This is a genomic window from Pantoea sp. sgz302252 (genome assembly GCF_047713085.1).
Classification (GTDB): domain Bacteria; phylum Pseudomonadota; class Gammaproteobacteria; order Enterobacterales; family Enterobacteriaceae; genus Scandinavium.
Genome location: NZ_JBLFJW010000003.1, coordinates 76,164 through 92,625, shown reverse-complemented (window position 1 = coordinate 92,625; position 16,462 = coordinate 76,164). Strand labels below are relative to the sequence as shown.

The 16,462-nt window shown below is 53.6% G+C and carries 15 protein-coding genes; 6 read left to right on the top strand and 9 right to left on the bottom strand.

Annotation, left to right across the window (positions count from 1 at the left end; all coding sequences use genetic code 11):
- Positions 1–12: 12 nt before the first annotated feature.
- The 6 genes from ACLW56_RS03590 to ACLW56_RS03565 all read right to left on the bottom strand — a co-directional run bounded on the left by ACLW56_RS03590 (position 13) and on the right by ACLW56_RS03565 (position 4,892).
- The gene (locus ACLW56_RS03590) at positions 13–477 is read right to left on the bottom strand and encodes a helix-turn-helix transcriptional regulator (RefSeq protein WP_330982453.1); all 465 of its coding nucleotides are present in this window, start codon (positions 475–477) and stop codon (positions 13–15) included.
- Positions 474–1,823, bottom strand: coding sequence for a type II toxin-antitoxin system HipA family toxin (locus ACLW56_RS03585; RefSeq protein ID WP_330982452.1), 1,350 nt, complete (start codon positions 1,821–1,823; stop codon positions 474–476). Before ACLW56_RS03585 ends, ACLW56_RS03590 begins: the two co-directional genes overlap by 4 nt.
- Positions 1,824–1,963: 140 nt before the next feature.
- Complete coding sequence (sanA, locus tag ACLW56_RS03580; RefSeq protein WP_330982451.1) at positions 1,964–2,671, bottom strand: outer membrane permeability protein SanA; 708 nt, start codon at positions 2,669–2,671, stop codon at positions 1,964–1,966.
- A gap of 122 nt (positions 2,672–2,793) precedes the next feature.
- A complete protein-coding gene (gene cdd, locus ACLW56_RS03575) occupies positions 2,794–3,678 on the bottom strand; it encodes a cytidine deaminase (RefSeq protein WP_330982450.1) in 885 nt (294 codons plus the stop codon).
- A gap of 123 nt (positions 3,679–3,801) precedes the next feature.
- Positions 3,802–4,497 carry a CidB/LrgB family autolysis modulator gene (locus ACLW56_RS03570; RefSeq protein ID WP_330982449.1) on the bottom strand — a complete coding sequence of 232 codons (696 nt, stop codon included), beginning with the start codon at positions 4,495–4,497 and terminating at the stop codon, positions 3,802–3,804.
- Positions 4,494–4,892: a CidA/LrgA family protein gene (locus tag ACLW56_RS03565; protein WP_330982448.1), complete on the bottom strand. Its 399-nt coding sequence runs from the start codon at positions 4,890–4,892 to the stop codon at positions 4,494–4,496. The genes ACLW56_RS03570 and ACLW56_RS03565 overlap by 4 nt, the downstream gene beginning before the upstream one ends.
- A gap of 375 nt (positions 4,893–5,267) precedes the next feature.
- Between ACLW56_RS03565 and dusC the strand changes: the two genes are divergently transcribed.
- Positions 5,268–6,224, top strand: coding sequence for a tRNA dihydrouridine(16) synthase DusC (gene dusC, locus ACLW56_RS03560; protein WP_330982447.1), 957 nt, complete (start codon positions 5,268–5,270; stop codon positions 6,222–6,224).
- Between the two features lie 216 nt (positions 6,225–6,440).
- Complete coding sequence (gene mdtQ, locus ACLW56_RS03555; RefSeq protein ID WP_330982446.1) at positions 6,441–7,880, top strand: multidrug resistance outer membrane protein MdtQ; 1,440 nt, start codon at positions 6,441–6,443, stop codon at positions 7,878–7,880.
- A 20-nt stretch (positions 7,881–7,900) separates the two neighbouring features.
- Here the strand turns inward: mdtQ and ACLW56_RS03550 are convergent, their stop codons facing one another.
- Entirely contained in the window at positions 7,901–8,467 is a 567-nt protein-coding gene (locus tag ACLW56_RS03550; RefSeq protein ID WP_330982445.1) for a DedA family protein, read from the bottom strand.
- A gap of 172 nt (positions 8,468–8,639) precedes the next feature.
- On the opposite strand from ACLW56_RS03550, the gene ACLW56_RS03545 reads away from it, so the two are divergent.
- Together ACLW56_RS03545 and pbpG are read left to right on the top strand one after the other, a co-directional pair.
- The gene (locus ACLW56_RS03545) at positions 8,640–9,227 is read left to right on the top strand and encodes a Yip1 family protein (protein ID WP_330982444.1); all 588 of its coding nucleotides are present in this window, start codon (positions 8,640–8,642) and stop codon (positions 9,225–9,227) included.
- Positions 9,228–9,393: 166 nt separating this feature from the next.
- Positions 9,394–10,338: a D-alanyl-D-alanine endopeptidase gene (pbpG, locus tag ACLW56_RS03540; protein WP_330982443.1), complete on the top strand. Its 945-nt coding sequence runs from the start codon at positions 9,394–9,396 to the stop codon at positions 10,336–10,338.
- A gap of 84 nt (positions 10,339–10,422) precedes the next feature.
- Here pbpG and ACLW56_RS03535 read toward each other — a convergent pair whose 3' ends face one another.
- Positions 10,423–10,977 (bottom strand): N-acetyltransferase family protein, encoded by a 555-nt coding sequence (locus tag ACLW56_RS03535; protein ID WP_330982442.1) that lies wholly within the window; start codon positions 10,975–10,977, stop codon positions 10,423–10,425.
- Positions 10,978–11,073: 96 nt separating this feature from the next.
- A complete protein-coding gene (dld, locus tag ACLW56_RS03530; protein WP_330982441.1) occupies positions 11,074–12,837 on the bottom strand; it encodes a D-lactate dehydrogenase in 1,764 nt (587 codons plus the stop codon).
- A gap of 198 nt (positions 12,838–13,035) precedes the next feature.
- Between dld and bglX the strand changes: the two genes are divergently transcribed.
- Both bglX and ACLW56_RS03520 read left to right on the top strand, forming a co-directional pair.
- Positions 13,036–15,333, top strand: a complete 2,298-nt coding sequence (gene bglX / locus ACLW56_RS03525) for a beta-glucosidase BglX (RefSeq protein ID WP_330982440.1) — start codon at positions 13,036–13,038, stop codon at positions 15,331–15,333.
- A gap of 217 nt (positions 15,334–15,550) precedes the next feature.
- Positions 15,551–16,459, top strand: a complete 909-nt coding sequence (locus ACLW56_RS03520) for an ABC transporter substrate-binding protein (protein ID WP_330982439.1) — start codon at positions 15,551–15,553, stop codon at positions 16,457–16,459.
- The last annotated feature ends 3 nt before the right edge of the window (positions 16,460–16,462 follow it).

Genomic DNA, 16,462 nt, shown 5'->3' with positions numbered 1-16,462 from the left:
CGGCGGGTTTTTTTATTGAGTCTCGGCGGGGTTTTTTGTCAGTAGTGTTTCCAGCAGCGATGCTGAAACAGGTATAAGCCCCATTTTCAAACCAAAAGGTTTAAAGACCCGATTCATCACTTCAAGGGAGTAGTTACCCTTATTGTTTTCGATATCCGAAATGGTCTTGCGCGAGACGGAAACGAGTTCAGCATACTTTTCCTGTTTCAAGCTAAGGATCTCGATTCTAAGTTTCCGTAAGGCTTCCCCCTGACTAACTTGTCCGGTGATAACTTGAAAAGTTATAGAACGAATTAACTCCGTTCTCTCAATCGCGTTAATGTGAGGAACTTCAGAGGTCGCACGCTGGCGGTTTTCGTTTTTCTTGAGCTCTACACCTTCTGGTATAAGTCGCTCAGATTGCTCACTGGAGAGATTCTGTTGGCGTAACTGCTCAATCGTTTGGCGTATCTCTTGTTGTTTATCAGGACGGCTCATAATAATCCCCAGCGAGACAGTTTTTCAGGAATGTACTTAAATCCAATTGCTGGCATATTCATAATTTGTTGAGGAACACCTCTGGCTCGCAGGCGGTCGGGAAGCGTGAGAAGTTGTTCCGCAGTTAATTTCAGCGCCTTGAGTAACGTCTGAGCTGGAACCAGATCGTCAAGCTGCTCGGCAATCGCCGGGAAATGATATTCACCGCCAAACTCCAGGGGCTGTGACCATTTCATACTACGTGGAATGCCTTCGGGGTCGGCTTTCATAGGCGCAAAATCGTAAATGGGGGCGAGTTCAATGGTGTTGATGCCGCGCATAAAAGCCGTATTACGCCCATGGTTATCACTGTTACCGAAAATGATATTGAGCAGATCACGGCGAACCCATTCAATGACAAAATCAGGAATATCAAAAACCACGCCAGACTCTGCCACAGTGTGGCTGTATGTTATTTTCTCTATCAATGTTCGAAGGGTTGTCTCATGATCGAGCGCAACGCCCGGACCTTTGGACAACATTGAATACACTGACTCCATCGCATAACGCTTAATGCAACCCTGATCGTCGACAGAAATATCAAATCGAGGAAGCCATAAAGAAGGGTAAAACATCCCCTCTTCGAGGCGCATTTTGTCGACAGGAATAGTGCTAAAGCCCATTGCCGTGAGTTCCTGGTAGTAGTGAAACTCAGCTCGCAGGATATTACAGTCCACTTCGCTACGTGAGCCACGCGGATATTTCACCAGATACCAGTCATCTTTGCAGTCACGATTATCCTGCCAGCTATCAATCCAGAGACGCTGATCTTCACGGCAGCGAAGCAATAGCTTCGGTGCCTCGCCTCCGGCCCCAGTAGCGCCTCCTGCAGAAGCTCCTCTTTGTTGGGCGTAATCTAAAAAATCAGCGGCACGATTTTTTACGTCATCAAAGGAAAAGGTGATTGTTTCTGCAAATGGGGTGGCTTCAGGTAAAGATTCCTTAATTCGCAGATTGCCACAAGGGGCGATAGTACCGTATTTCAGTAAAACGAAGTTTTGCTGAGCCGCGCTTAATCCTTCCAGATCGAGGTAGTTGATCCAATAGCGCCGGCTGGAGCCACTTGGAATAATGTCGTCCAACCATTTCATCCAGCCAGGTTTACCGTCGTTACCGAAGTAAAGCGAGACAGGATGATTTATGGAAACAGCATGGCAATCATCCATTTCAAGATATTCAATAGCATAATCAGTCAGATAATGAATCTCTGTCGTTTGCCAATCATTTCTGTCGGAGGCAGGAAAAGTCAGGGTTGCAATATCTTCCCACTGCTCATTCAGATAAGCCTGTACGGTAAGTTGCTCCATAATGCCTCCTGGTATAATGAGTGAAATATTACACCTTAAATGAAGGCTTATCCATTAATGACACTTTTATCGCACATTAATGGGATGTTTGAAGATTTGTGTAACTTATAAGTTACATTAATTTTTCAAATGAAGAGAGATTACTTCTGCAATTCAAGCAGCTGATCGGGAGTGACCGCCGGATAACCCTGCGCATCTTCAGGCACTTCTTGTTGGGCTGGGATCGGGACTAACGGGCCCAGGAAGCGGGGTTCGCGTTTGAAGAGATAGAGATCGGCCAGCGCACCAAAGCGGGCGCCAAATTCACGCACACGAACATTCCACATATTTTTAGGCGAGGGCACTGCGTAGCACTGCGCCTGAATGCCCATGTGCAGGGCGATAAACAGCGCGCGTTCGCAGTGGAAGCGTTGGGTGATGATGATGAAATCGTTGGTGTCGAAGACTTTACGCGTGCGCACGATGGAATCGAGCGTACGGAAGCCTGCGTAATCCAGCACGATATCTGCCGGATCGACGCCAGCAGCAATCAAATCCTTACGCATGGTCATCGGCTCGTTGTAGCTTTGCAGGGCGTTATCGCCGCTCAGTAGCAGGTAGTTCACCTTTCCGCTGTTATAGGCATTGAGTGCGCCCTGAATGCGATAACGGTAATACTGATTGATAACGCCGGTGCGGTAATACTTCGCGGTACCGAGAACGACGCCGACCTGACGGTAGGGCAAGTCCTGCAGTTCGTCGTAGGTATACGGGGCGGTTTTCCAGCTGATCCAGCGGTCAAGCCCAAGTGCAGTCAACAGCAGCAGGCCGAAGAGGACTAACAGGCTGTATAAAACGCGCTTTAACATGGACTTGACTCAGTGGTGGAAGAATATTCACTCAGGCTACTTTACCCGCCGGGCAAGAGCAAGAAACAGCCGTTTAATTGGGGGGATTTTCATCAACGCGGGCCAAACGACCCGCATTGAGATTAGGCCAGCAGCGCGCGGTCGATGTTCTGACAGCCCAGTGCTTTCAGCGTTGCTGCCGTGGCATCCCACTGGATAAGCGGTGCATCTGCGCGTTCGGCAAGCATGGCTCGCTGGATATCTGAATAGTCATAACCGTTCAGGCTAAGCAGGTTCAGGGCGCCCTGAAGGGGTGGCAGCGTTGGGTTGAAGGCCGCGTTTTCGGCATAGCTGCCGCTGAAAATAGTGCCGTCTTTCAGTTCAAGCGCCACGCCGGACGGGGAGTTGCTGTAAGGCGCATGGCAGTTATTCGCCGCTTTGATTGCGGCCTGAGTTAACTCATCACCTTCCAGCGGATAACCGTGGTCCTGCGCATCCATCAGCAGCGTTTTGATGTCCAGATCTTTCGGGCCAAAGGCGTCCGGCAGATAGTCTTTCAGTGAATGTGGCTCGCGGCCCGGCAGGTTGATTTGCAGCTCAAGGCCGCTGTTCAGTTCATTCATAAACTGACGGCAGTGGCCGCACGGCGTGTAGTTCACGGTGATGGCTTTCAGCGCTTTTTCACCGCGCAGCCAGGCATGGCTGATGGCGCTTTGTTCGGCGTGTACGGTTTGCTGCATGGTGGCACCGATAAATTCCATATTGCCGCCAAAATACCAGTTACCGCTGACGCCACGGGCGATAGCGCCCACGTTGAAATGCGATAAATCAGCACGGGCACAGGCGGCCGCCAGCGGCAGCAGCGCGAAAGCCAGCGCGTCTTCATCCAGTCCCGTGGCTGATTTCAGCGTGGAGACCTGCCCGGCGCTCAACAGGGCAGGGAAGTGCGTATCAGCCAGCATCGGGGCCAGGGCTGACTGCAATTCTGCGCTAAGCTGCGGGAAAGCAGAGTGAAAACGTGGGTGCATGGCGTTGCCTCATTACAGGTTTAAGGGATCGTAGTGTACGGACCTGTTACCGGATAATGTGTGATTTATGTCTCACTATTTATGCAACTTATGAAATTTAAATAAAATTTGTGTGATGTCGCGTTATCCCACCACGGCCAGGATCAGCGGAAACAGGAACGGGGCCAGCAGCGAAGTGATTATCCCGCAGATAACCAACGCCAGGGAGCTGAACGCGCCTTCCTGATAATCCAGTTCCGCACAACGTGCAGTGCCGAGTGCGTGAGAGGCTGTTCCCATCGCCAGGCCGCGCGCTGCTTTGGTATGAATGCGCATCAGATTCAATAATGTGTGGCCAAATACCGCACCAAGGATCCCGACGAAAATCACGCACACCGCGCTGATAGCCGGAATGCCCCCGATGCTGCCGCCTACCGCCATCGCAATGGGGGTTGTCACGGATTTCGGTAGAACGGATGCGGCGATTTCAGGGGTTGCGCCCATCAGAAGCGCAACTGTTGTGCCCGTCACCATCGCCACCATGCTACCGACAAAACAGATAGTAATAATGGATTTCCAGCGAGCGCGAATCTGATGCAGCTGTTCGTACAGTGGAAAAGCCAGCGCCACGACAGCCGGTTGCAGCAGATCATTGAGGATTTTACTGCCCTGGAAATAGTGATCGTAGGGAATGCCAGTCAGCAGCAGGAAAGGAATAATTACCACCATGGCGACCAGCAAAGGGTTCAGCAGCGGCATTTTGAAACGAGCAGCGAGTTTACGTGCAGCGAAGAACACCACCAATGTGAGCGGGAGAGACCACCAGATGTCGTGCATCATTTGTCGGCTCCTTTCTGACCTGGCACTTTGCGTTCACCGTGCACGATATGCGAGCTCCAGCTCACCACCAGAAACACCACCAGCGTGCTGACAGCACAAGACACCACCACCGGGCCAAACTGGGCACGCAGCACGTCGTAATACTGCATCACGCCCACGCCAATCGGCACAAACAGCAGCGCCATATAGCGGATAAGCACGTAGCAACCGGGGTTCACCCATTTCGCGGGAAGGATTTGCAAAGCCAGCAGCACAAACAGGATAAGCATCCCGATAATGCTACCGGGAAGGGGGATAGGTAACAGCGAAGCGAGAAAGATGCCAGCGTACAGACAGGCGTAAATCAGCACAAACGCACGCAGGTATTGCCAGATGATGTTCAATGATTTGCTCATGGTCGTCGCCCTTGATGGAACGCATTCATCATACAATTAAAGCCGGTTATGTGCTACCGATCACATCATGAATTCTGAGCATACTCACTATTCCTTTTCGCCACACGTCACAAATCACCTGAATAAAAGAGAAATCAACAGCTTTCAGTGTAGTACAGAAGGGGCTTCAAACCTTACGACAACAACGCTACCATAGCGCCAAATTACTGACAAAGAAGGAAAAAGCGTGGTTTTTCCTTCTTTGTGATGACTCGTCGAAAATCAATGAATTGATTTTCCTTATTTTTATTTGCCGCTCCCTTCTTCAGCAATGGCACTAGGCATTGTGATGTGTCTCACGCTACCATAGCGCCTCTTTTTCCTCCGGATACTGATATGCGTGTTCTGTTGGCGCCGATGGAAGGCGTGCTCGACTCACTGGTTCGCGGCCTGCTGACTGAAGTTAATGACTACGATTTGTGCATCACCGAGTTCCTGCGTGTGGTGGACCAACTGCTGCCGGTAAAATCCTTCCATCGCTTGTGCCCGGAACTGCTCAATCAAAGCCGTACGGCTTCCGGCACGCTGGTTCGCGTTCAGTTATTGGGTCAATATCCTGAATGGCTGGCGGAAAACGCAGCGCGTGCAGTAGAACTGGGTTCGTGGGGCGTTGATCTTAACTGCGGTTGCCCGTCGAAAGTGGTCAATGGCAGCGGCGGCGGGGCAACGCTGCTTAAAGATCCTGATTTGATCTACCGCGGGGCTAAAGCCATGCGCGAAGCCGTTCCCGCTCATATGCCCGTCACGGTGAAAGTGCGTCTCGGCTGGGACAGCAGCGACCGGCAGTTTGAGATTGCCGATGCGGTGCAACAGGCCGGCGCCACGGAACTGGTGGTTCACGGCCGTACCAAAGACGATGGTTACAAAGCTGAACGTATTAACTGGCAGGCGATCGGTGAGATCCGCCGTCGGCTGACGATTCCGGTGATTGCTAATGGTGAAATCTGGGACTGGCAAAGCGCACAGGACTGCATGGCCGCTACCGGTTGCGATTCGGTGATGATTGGTCGCGGCGCGCTGAATATCCCCAACCTCAGCCGGGTGGTGAAATACAACGAGCCGCGTATGCCGTGGAACGGTGTGATGCAGTTGCTGCGAAAATACAGCCGCCTGGAAAAGCAGGGCGATACTGGCCTGTATCATGTCGCGCGCATCAAGCAGTGGCTGGGCTATCTGCGTAAAGAGTATGCCGAGGCCACCGAACTGTTCACCACCATCCGCACCCTGCAGGATTCCGCGTCCATTGCCGCAGCCATAGAACGCGAAAATATTTTGGGCCATAGGTCCTCCTGAACGTTTGCCTTCACTGGCCGGGGAAGTGTACGGACTTTCACTCGTAATGATGTGAATTATGAATACATTCGACTAATTAATGGATTATGCCAATACTCAGGAGAAGCATGTCGGGATATGTCAGGCTATTGCTTTTTGTTCAGTGCCACGCTTTCCTAAACGCTCACCTGCATTTTTAGACTAAGATGCGCGTCCTTTCCGAAGACAGAAAATTCTATGAAACGTACTGCTCTCTATGCCGCAATGATCGGCCTGCCGCTGGCTGTAGCCTTGTCCGGTTGTGCGCCGTCTCATGAAACAGGCGCACCTTTACAACAGCAATTACCGGCAACGCATGTTGATCACTCACTGCCTGCGGCCCTGCAAAATGGCTGGCCGCAAAGCAGCTGGTGGCAGGATTATCACGATCCGCAGTTGAATACTCTGATCAGCAGCGCGTTGAGCAATGCCCCTGATATGCAGGTGGCAAAACAACGTATCAAACTGGCGGAAGCGCAGGCACAGATGGCACAGTCTCAGCTTGGCCCGGAAGTGGACTTTGGCGCAAATGTTGAACGCCAGAAAATGTCCGCCGAAGGCCTGATGGGACCGTTTGCCACCGACGAAGGGGGCAACACCGGCCCGTGGTACACCAACGGAACTTTCGGGTTAACCGCGAACTGGGATCTTGACCTGTGGGGTAAAAACCGCGCACTGGTGCAGTCTCGCATCGGTGAAGTCAAAGCCCGTGCCGCCGAGCTGGCGCAAACCCAGCAGGTGCTGGCAAGCAGCGTCGCGCGTCTGTACTGGCAATGGCAGACGGAAGCGGCAATAAAACAGGTGCTTGAACAGGTTAAAAACGAGCAGAACAACATCATTTCCGTCGACAAAGCGTTGTATCAGCGCGGGATTACTTCTTCCGTTGAAGGGGCAGAAAACGACATCAACGTCAGCAAAACCGATCAACAGCTGACGGAAGTTGCGGGCAATATGAAAGAAATTGAAGCCCGTCTGATGGCGCTCACCAACAGCCAGAGCAGCAAATTGTCGCTGCATCCGGTTACGCTGCCTGCGGTGAAAACCCAGATGCCAGCCACGTTGGGCTACGAACTGCTGGCTCGTCGCCCAGACCTGCAAGAAGCGCATTGGTACATTCAGGCTTCGATGAGCGAAGTGGATGCCGCGAAAGCCGCGTTCTATCCGGATATCAACCTGATGGCTTTCCTGCAGCAGGACGCGCTGCACTTGAGTGATTTGTTCCGCCATTCCGCAAATCAGATGGGCGTGACAGCAGGCTTAACGTTGCCGATTTTCGACAGCGGGCGACTGAACGCCAATCTTGATATTGCCGATGCGCAACGTGACCTCTCGGTGGCGAATTACAACAAAGCGGTGGTAGACGCCGTGAATCAGGTGGCGAAAACGGCAAGTCAGGTTGAAACGTTGATGGAGAAAAACCAGCAACAGCAGCAGGTCATCAAAGACGCGGATCGGGTCGTGCAGCAGGCGCAGGCACGTCTTGCGGTGGGGATCTTGTCCGGCTCTCAACTCAGTCTCGCGAAACTGCCGTCTCTGCAAGAGCAGATGGGGGCGCTGCGTCTGCAAGGCCAATGGGTGGATGCCAGCATTCAGTTGACCTCCGCGCTCGGTGGCGGTTACCACTACACCGGCAAATAATGATCAATCTCAGGCGCAAATCACTGCGCCTTTTTGTCTTTACGCCAGAACCACACGCGCACCGCGATAACAGCCGCGACCACGATAATGAGCCACGCCCAGTGCCTGATGTGCTGGTCGAGATTGTGAAGCCATGGCCCAATCACTTCCCCGCCCAGATAGCCAAGCGTGGTGAACAGTAGCGCCCACACTATCGCGCCGAAGATATTCAGCGGTAAGAACACTTTGGGTGGCAAGCGGCTGGCGCCAATCAATACTGGGCCAATCACCCGGAAGCCGTACATAAAACGGGTGCCAATCACAAACAGGTAAGGGTGATTCTGGATGAGGCTCTGCGCCTTTTGAATTTTCTTCTGATGGCGGGAAAAGCGCTTCAACAAGCGGCCGCCGAAATGACGGCCCAGCAGGTAAAGCACCTGGTCGCCAATCATGCCCCCGAGGGCGACCGAAACGACCACAAGCCAGAATTTTAGCAACCCCTGATGGGCTGCCACACCGCCAAGCAGCGTGACGGTTTCTCCCTCAGCCATCGACCCAACCACCAGCGCGGCATAGCCGTAATGGCTAATCAGACTATTGATATCCATACAGGTTTACAGGCTCCCTGAAACTTCAGTTCTTTTAAGCATACACCTCTGAATCACAATCACCAGGCAACGGGCTGGATCCTTATTGGCACTTTTTTGAACTGCTCAAACTATAATCGCCAGCCTGCATTATACTTACGGTGTGCTGTACGAAGCCGTGAAAGGGGGCTTTATGAACCATGTCTGGGGACTGTTCTCCCATCCTGATCGTGAAATGCATGTTATTCAGAGCGAAAACGAAACTGTTTCGCACCACTACACTCATCATGTTCTGGCGGTGGCGGCCGTGCCAGTGGTCTGTGCCTTTATCGGTACCACGCAAATTGGCTGGAATTTCGGCGATGGCACGATAGTCAAACTCTCGCTGTTTACCGGTTTCGCGCTGGCGGTGCTGTTTTACGCGCTGATGCTGGCCGGGGTGGCGGTGATGGGCCGAGTCATCTGGTGGATGGCGCGTAACTATCCTCAACGCCCGTCGCTGAAACGCTGCATGGTGTTTGCCGGGTATGTCGCGACCCCGATTTTTCTCAGCGGGATTGTGGCGCTCTATCCGCTGGTCTGGCTTTGTGCGCTGGTGGGCACTATCGCGCTGTGCTACACTGGCTATCTGCTCTACATCGGAATTCCGACCTTCCTGGGCATCAATCGTGAAGAAGGCCTGAGCTTTGCCAGTTCGACACTTGCCATCGGGGTGCTGGTACTGGAAGTGCTGCTGGCGCTGACGGTGATCCTCTGGGGCTATGGCTACCGCCTGTTCTGATCTCAATCATAGTTGGCGCTGATTATATTAGCGCCAGCTATGCATCATTTATTCACGATTAACTTCTGGTATGAGAAAGCTCTGGCACGGTATGATGCGGCCTTGCGTTTGTCTTGCGGACAACGGCCTGACTTCCCTAACGTGCATAATTACCAGACTTCTCATCATGCTAAAATTTCGAGTTTCCTTGCTCAGCCTGGCGCTGATGCTGGCTGTGCCTTTTGCGCCTCAAGCGCTTGCTAAACCTGCCGCCACGGCGAGTGCATCCCAACCAGACATTGCTTCTGGCAGCGCGATGATCGTCGACCTCAACACCAACAAAGTGATTTACGCCAGCGAACCGGATCTGGTGCGTCCGATTGCGTCGATAACCAAACTGATGACCGCCATGGTGGTGCTGGATGCGCATCTGCCGCTGGATGAAATGCTGAGCGTGGATATCAGCCAGACGCCTGAAATGAAAGGGATTTATTCACGCGTACGCCTGAACAGCCATATCAGCCGTAAAAATATGCTGCTGCTGGCGTTGATGTCTTCAGAAAACCGTGCTGCGGCAAGTCTGGCGCACCACTATCCCGGCGGCTATGACGCATTCATTCGCGCAATGAATGCAAAAGCCAAATCGCTGGGCATGACGCACACCAAATACACAGAGCCGACCGGGCTGTCTATCCATAACGTTTCGACTGCACGTGACCTCACCAAACTGCTGATTGCCACCAAACAGTACCCGCTGATTGGTCAGTTGAGCACCACCAAAGAAGATATGGCGACCTTCAGCAACCCGAACTACACGCTGCCATTCCGTAACACCAACCATCTGGTGTATCGCGAAAACTGGAATATTCAGCTGACCAAAACCGGTTTCACCAACGCCGCTGGCCACTGCCTTGTGATGCGTACCGTGATGAACAATCGCCCGGTGGCGATGGTGGTGATGGATGCCTTCGGCAAGTACACACACTTTGCCGACGCCAGCCGTCTGCGCACCTGGATTGAAACCGGGAAAGTGATGCCGGTTCCGCCAGCGGCATTGAGCTATAAGAAGCAGAAGGAAGCGCAGATGGCGAATGCCATTCTGAATGAGCAGCCCGCCACGCAGGCGGATTAAGATTCGCTGACGCACCGGGTCTACAGGTTTCGTAGGCCCGGTAAGGCGTAGCCGCCACCGGGCAATTCCCCTCCCAGCAAAAATTTATTCAGGCAGCGTCCAGTCGCCGTCATTGAGCGGCCGCTGAACAATCAACGTATCTCGCCAGTCACCCATTTTATACCCCACGCTTCTCAGTTGACCTGCCACTTCAAAACCGTGATTTTTATGCAATCGTAATGAGCCGGCATTGTTATTGCCGTCGCCGATCACGGCAACCATCTGTCGCCATTGGCCTTGCTCGCACAGCTCAACCAGCCTGGTCAGCAGGGCACTGCCGACACCGCGGCCTGTCATGCTGGCATCGACGTAAATCGATTCTTCGAGGGTGTAGCGATAGGCAGGGCGAGGGCGATACTGACTGGCGTAGCAGTAGCCGACAATAATGCCGCGATACAACGCCACCAGCCACGGCAAACCTTGCTGGCTGACGAGAGCCATGCGCTCACGCATTTCGTCAACGGAAGGGGGCACTTCTTCGAAGGAGGCGCGGCCGTTTAACACATGCCAGGCGTAAAGTGAGGCGATCGCATCGGCATCGTCAGGCTTTGCTTCACGGATTTCCACTTCAGCGGCATATAAAACATCTACTGCTGACATGATGTTAACTCCTCAGTCTGGCTGGTCAGAGAAACGTTTCTCTGACCGTTCAGGCCTACTGTAATACGGAGTTAAGCCGCATTAAACTCCTCCCCCTTAATTCAGGGGGGGTGTTGCTTCAGTTACGTTATCGGCTTGTTCCGACGGGCGAGCTTCTCCCCAGTATTTCTGCTTACTGGTCTTACCAATGCCGGGGTTCATGCTGTTGGTCGGGTCATTTTCACGATAAAACTGTTTTAAACTGTCGGCGGCTTCATAAAGATGGCCGACGTTATGTTCCGCAGGATATTGTGCGCCGCGCTCACGGAGCAGGGTGAGCATTTGCTCTTTCAGCGCGTGAGCATCCACGCCTTTCTTCACAATGTAATCCTGATGGAACACGTGACACATAAAGTGACCGTAATAGAGCTTGTAGACAATCTGGTTGTCGATTTCCGGCGGCAACTGTTCAAACCATTCGGTGTCATTACGACGCAGGGCGATATCTAACGCCAGGATGTCTTCCACTTCATCGGCATGCACGGCCTGATAGCGAATGGCTGCGCCTGCTGCTGCGAAGCGGTGAAGGAACGCTTTGCTGCCTTCTTCTGGCGTACAGGCGAAAAATGCGCCTTCAGCGGATTGGAAATACTCCGCTAACCAGGTCTGCGCTTCATCGATACCGTCGCCTGCCATCTTCAGCATTAAATGATGCTCGTACTGGTTACGGTAGCTTTTCATTCGCTCTGGCAAATGCGCCGGGAAGGCATGCCCTAACTTCTGCATAAAGCGATCGGTGAAGTGCGGTTTGAACAGTGGCACTTTCTCCAGCATCGCGTCGGTGCGGCCTTTCAGGGTGAAGAAGAACGGCATTTTGTCGGTGCCGAGCTTGTCGATCATCAGGAAGGTGTCTTTGCCATACTGTTCGGCGATGTCATAGATGTCGCGGTGCATGTACTCGCCCGCCACTGGCAGATTGGCGAAATTCGCGAGCATATGACGACGGATTTCCGTCAGCACTTCTGGCTGATTGGTGCCGATGTAAAACACCTTCTGGCGTTTTTCCGCTTCAAAGGTGTCCAGTCGTGCAGCGAAAACAGCCAGTTTTCCGGCACAGCCAGAGGATTCAAACAGGCGCTCCGGATCGGCGTTGTAACGCGCCGGAGTATCGGCATCGACGTCGCGCACGCGGGTCACGTAATCATGATCATGCGCATGACGGCCATCATGCCTTACGTCGCTGTCCTTAATGCGGTCGTCGTCAAGCTTGCTAAGGATTTGCTCTGGCGTTTCGCCCAAATCAATACCCAGATGGTTCACCAGCAGCAATTTCCCCTCTTCGTTGATACGTGCGAAGAGCGACATTTCGGTGTACGCCGGGCCGCGCTGAACCAGCGATCCGCCGGAGTTATTGCAGATCCCGCCGATCACCGAAGCGCCGATACAGGAAGAGCCAATCACGGAGTGAGGCTCACGGCCCAGCGGTTTGAGCGCTTTTTCAAGCGAATACAGCGTGGTGCCCGGGTAAGCCAGAACCTGCTGGCCTTTATCCAGCAGATGCAGCTTGTCGAGGCGCAGGGTGCTGATAATGACAATCTGCCTGTCGTAATCGTTGCCGTTCGGGGTTGACCCTTCGGTCAGGCCAGTGTTGGCAGCCTGCATCAGAATAATTTTGTCGGCGTCGACGCAGGCGCTCAGGACGCGCCAAAGCTCAAGCAAACTGCCGGGAAAGACAACGGCGAGTGCATCGCCTTGTCCGGAACGAAAGCCCTTGCGATAGCGGGCGGTTTTGGCCGGGTCGGTCAGCAGGTGTGAATGGCCGACAAGGCGTGTCAGTTCTGCGATGAAAGCGGTGTTATCAGTTCTTGTTGTGGAGGACATCATCCCACTCCTTGTGGTGTAGCAATTAGTGCGTGCCTCAAGGATAGCGCTTTGTATGACAATTTGGAGCAAGAATGCAGCGAAAAATCGGAGCGTTACCCCTCCTTTGTGTTCGCTACCGCTTCTGGCTTATGGCAAACTGCTGTTTTTGGCACGCTTTTGCCGAGATACCCGGCCCGTTGAGAGAGTGAATAGAAGATGAAATGGCTATGTTCTGTAGGGGTTGCCGTTAGCCTTGCGCTGCACCCGGCGATGGCAGACGAGATGTTCGGTAATCACCCATTAACCCCGCAGGCGCGGGATGCGTTTGTCACCGATCTGCTGAAAAAAATGACCGTGGATGAAAAAATCGGTCAGCTTCGTCTGATTAGCGTCGGGCCAGATAACCCGAAAGAAGCCATCCGCGAGATGATCAAAGACGGGCAAGTCGGCGCCATTTTCAACACTGTCACGCGTCAGGATATCCGCGCGATGCAGGATCAGGTGATGCAACTCAGCCGCCTGAAAATTCCTCTGTTCTTCGCTTACGACGTGGTTCACGGTCAGCGTACCGTCTTCCCGATTAGCCTCGGTTTGGCCTCCTCCTTTAACCTCGATGCGGTGCGTACCGTGGGGCGCGTTTCAGCTTATGAAGCCGCAGACGACGGGCTGAACATGACCTGGGCACCGATGGTTGATGTCTCGCGCGATCCGCGCTGGGGCCGTGCTTCCGAAGGTTTTGGTGAAGATACTTATTTAACGTCGATGATGGGTAAAACCATGGTCGAAGCGATGCAGGGCAAAAGCCCGGCAGAACGCTACTCCGTGATGACCAGCGTCAAGCACTACGCCGCTTACGGCGCGGTAGAAGGCGGCAAAGAGTACAACACCGTCGACATGAGCCCACAGCGTCTGTTCAACGACTACATGCCTCCGTATAAAGCGGGGCTGGACGCGGGCAGCGGCGGCGTGATGGTTGGTCTCAATTCGCTGAACGGCACGCCAGCTACCTCAGATTCGTGGTTGCTCAAAGACGTGCTGCGCGACCAGTGGGGCTTCAAAGGCATCACCATTTCTGACCATGGCGCTATCAAAGAACTCATCAAGCACGGCACCGCTGCTGACCCGGCGGACGCGGTTCGCGTAGCCATCAACGCTGGCATCGACATGAGCATGAGCGATGAGTATTACAGCAAATACCTGCCGGATTTGATCAAAAGCGGCAAGGTGACGATGGCGCAGGTAGACGACGCGGCACGCCATGTGCTGAACGTCAAATATGACATGGGGCTGTTCAACGATCCGTACAGCCATCTGGGGCCAAAAGACTCTGATCCACAGGACACCAACGCCGAAAGCCGTCTGCATCGTCAGGACGCACGTGAAGTTGCGCGTGAAAGTCTGGTGCTGCTGAAAAACCGCCTTGAAACGCTGCCATTGAAAAAATCCGGCACGATCGCCGTGGTTGGCCCTCTGGCTGACAGCAAGCGTGACGTGATGGGAAGCTGGTCTGCGGCAGGCGTTGCCGACCAATCAGTTCCGGTACTGGACGGCATTAAAAATGCGGTCGGCGATAACGCGAAAGTGATTTACGCCAAAGGCGCGAACATCACCAATGACAAAGATATCGTTAACTTCCTCAACCTGTACGAAGAGGCGGTGAAGGTTGACCCACGCACACCGAAAGCGATGATTGATGAAGCGGTTGCTGCCGCCAAACAGTCAGATGTGGTTGTGGCTGTGGTCGGCGAAGCGCAGGGCATGGCGCACGAAGCCTCCAGCCGTACCGATATCAGCATTCCACAAAGCCAGAAAGACTTGATTGCCGCGCTGAAAGCGACCGGGAAACCGCTGGTGCTGGTGCTGATGAACGGCCGTCCGTTAACGCTGGTGCAGGAAGATCAGCAGGCCGATGCGATTCTGGAAACCTGGTTCGCGGGCACGGAAGGCGGCAATGCCATCGCCGACGTGCTGTTCGGGGATTACAACCCATCAGGCAAACTGCCGATGTCCTTCCCGCGCTCTGTGGGTCAGATCCCAACGTATTACAGCCACCTGAATACCGGCCGCCCGTATAACGCCGATAAGCCGAACAAGTACACCTCCCGCTACTTTGATGAAGCGAATGGTCCGCTGTATCCGTTCGGTTACGGCCTGAGCTACACCACCTTTAGCGTGTCTGATGTGAAGCTTTCTTCGCCAACCCTGAAGCGTGATGGCAGCGTAACGGCAAGCGTAGACGTGACGAACACCGGCAAGCGCGAAGGCGCAACCGTCATGCAGATGTACGTGCAGGACGTGACGGCTTCAATGAGCCGCCCGGTGAAACAGCTGCGCGGCTTTGAGAAAGTGAACCTCAAGCCGGGTGAAACCAAAACCGTCAGCTTCCCGATTGACGAGAGTGCGCTGAAGTTCTGGAATCAGCAGATGAAATACGCGGCTGAGCCAGGCAAATTTAACGTCTTTATCGGCGTCGATTCTGCCCGCGTGAAACAGGGCGAGTTCGAACTGCAGTAAACCCAATGCCGGGCGGCGACTTCGTCTTGCCCGGCCAACAACACCCGCATTTTCTGTAGGCCGGGCAAACAACGTGCCGCCCGGCAATTCAGCCCAAATTTTGCCGCTTCGCTTAAAACCTGCTTTCTATTTCAACATTTGAGATTTCGTAACGGCCGATCCTGGGCTATCTTTTTAATCTAACGCCCTGAAAATACACAGCAGAAGAGGAATAAGCATGACAGTGAAAACATGGGGTATTGCCGGGGCGCTGCTGCTTGCGGCTACCGCGCAGGCGGCGGAGCCGGTCAAAGTGGGGTCAAAGATTGATACCGAAGGGGCTCTGCTGGGCAACATCATTTTGCAGGTGCTGGACAGCCACGGCGTGAAAACCGTCAACAAAGTACAGCTTGGCACCACGCCAGTTGTACGCGGCGCAATCACTTCAGGTGAACTGGATATCTATCCGGAATACACCGGCAATGGCGCTTTCTTCTTCAAAGATGAAAACGATCCGGCCTGGAAAAACGCGGCTCAGGGCTACGAAAAAGTGAAGAAGCTGGATGCGGAACAAAACAAGCTTATCTGGCTGACGCCTGCTCCGGCGAATAACACCTGGACCATCGCGCTGCGCAAGGACCTGGCGGAGAAAAACAAACTCACCTCGCTTGATGATTTAAGCGCTTACCTGAAAAAAGGTGGCACCTTCAAGCTGGCCGCTTCGGCGGAGTTTATCGAGCGCCCGGATGCGTTACCGGCCTTTGAAAAGGCCTACAACTTCAAACTCGACCAGAGCCAATTGCTTTCGCTGGCAGGCGGTGACACGGCGGTGACTATCAAAGCCGCGGCTCAGCAAACGTCAGGCGTGAATGCGGCGATGGCCTACGGAACCGACGGCCCGGTGGCTGCGCTGGGGCTGCAAACGCTGACTGACCCTAAAGGCGTGCAGCCAATCTATGCGCCCACTCCGGTGGTGCGTGAAGCCGTGCAAAAAGAGTATCCGCAGATTGGCGACTGGCTGAAACCGGTCTTCGAAAAGCTGGATGAAAAAACGTTGCAAACGCTGAATGCCAGCATTGCCGTTGAAGGGCTGGAAGCGAAGAAAGTGGCTGCTGACTGGCTGAAACAACAGGGGCTGGTGAAGTAACTT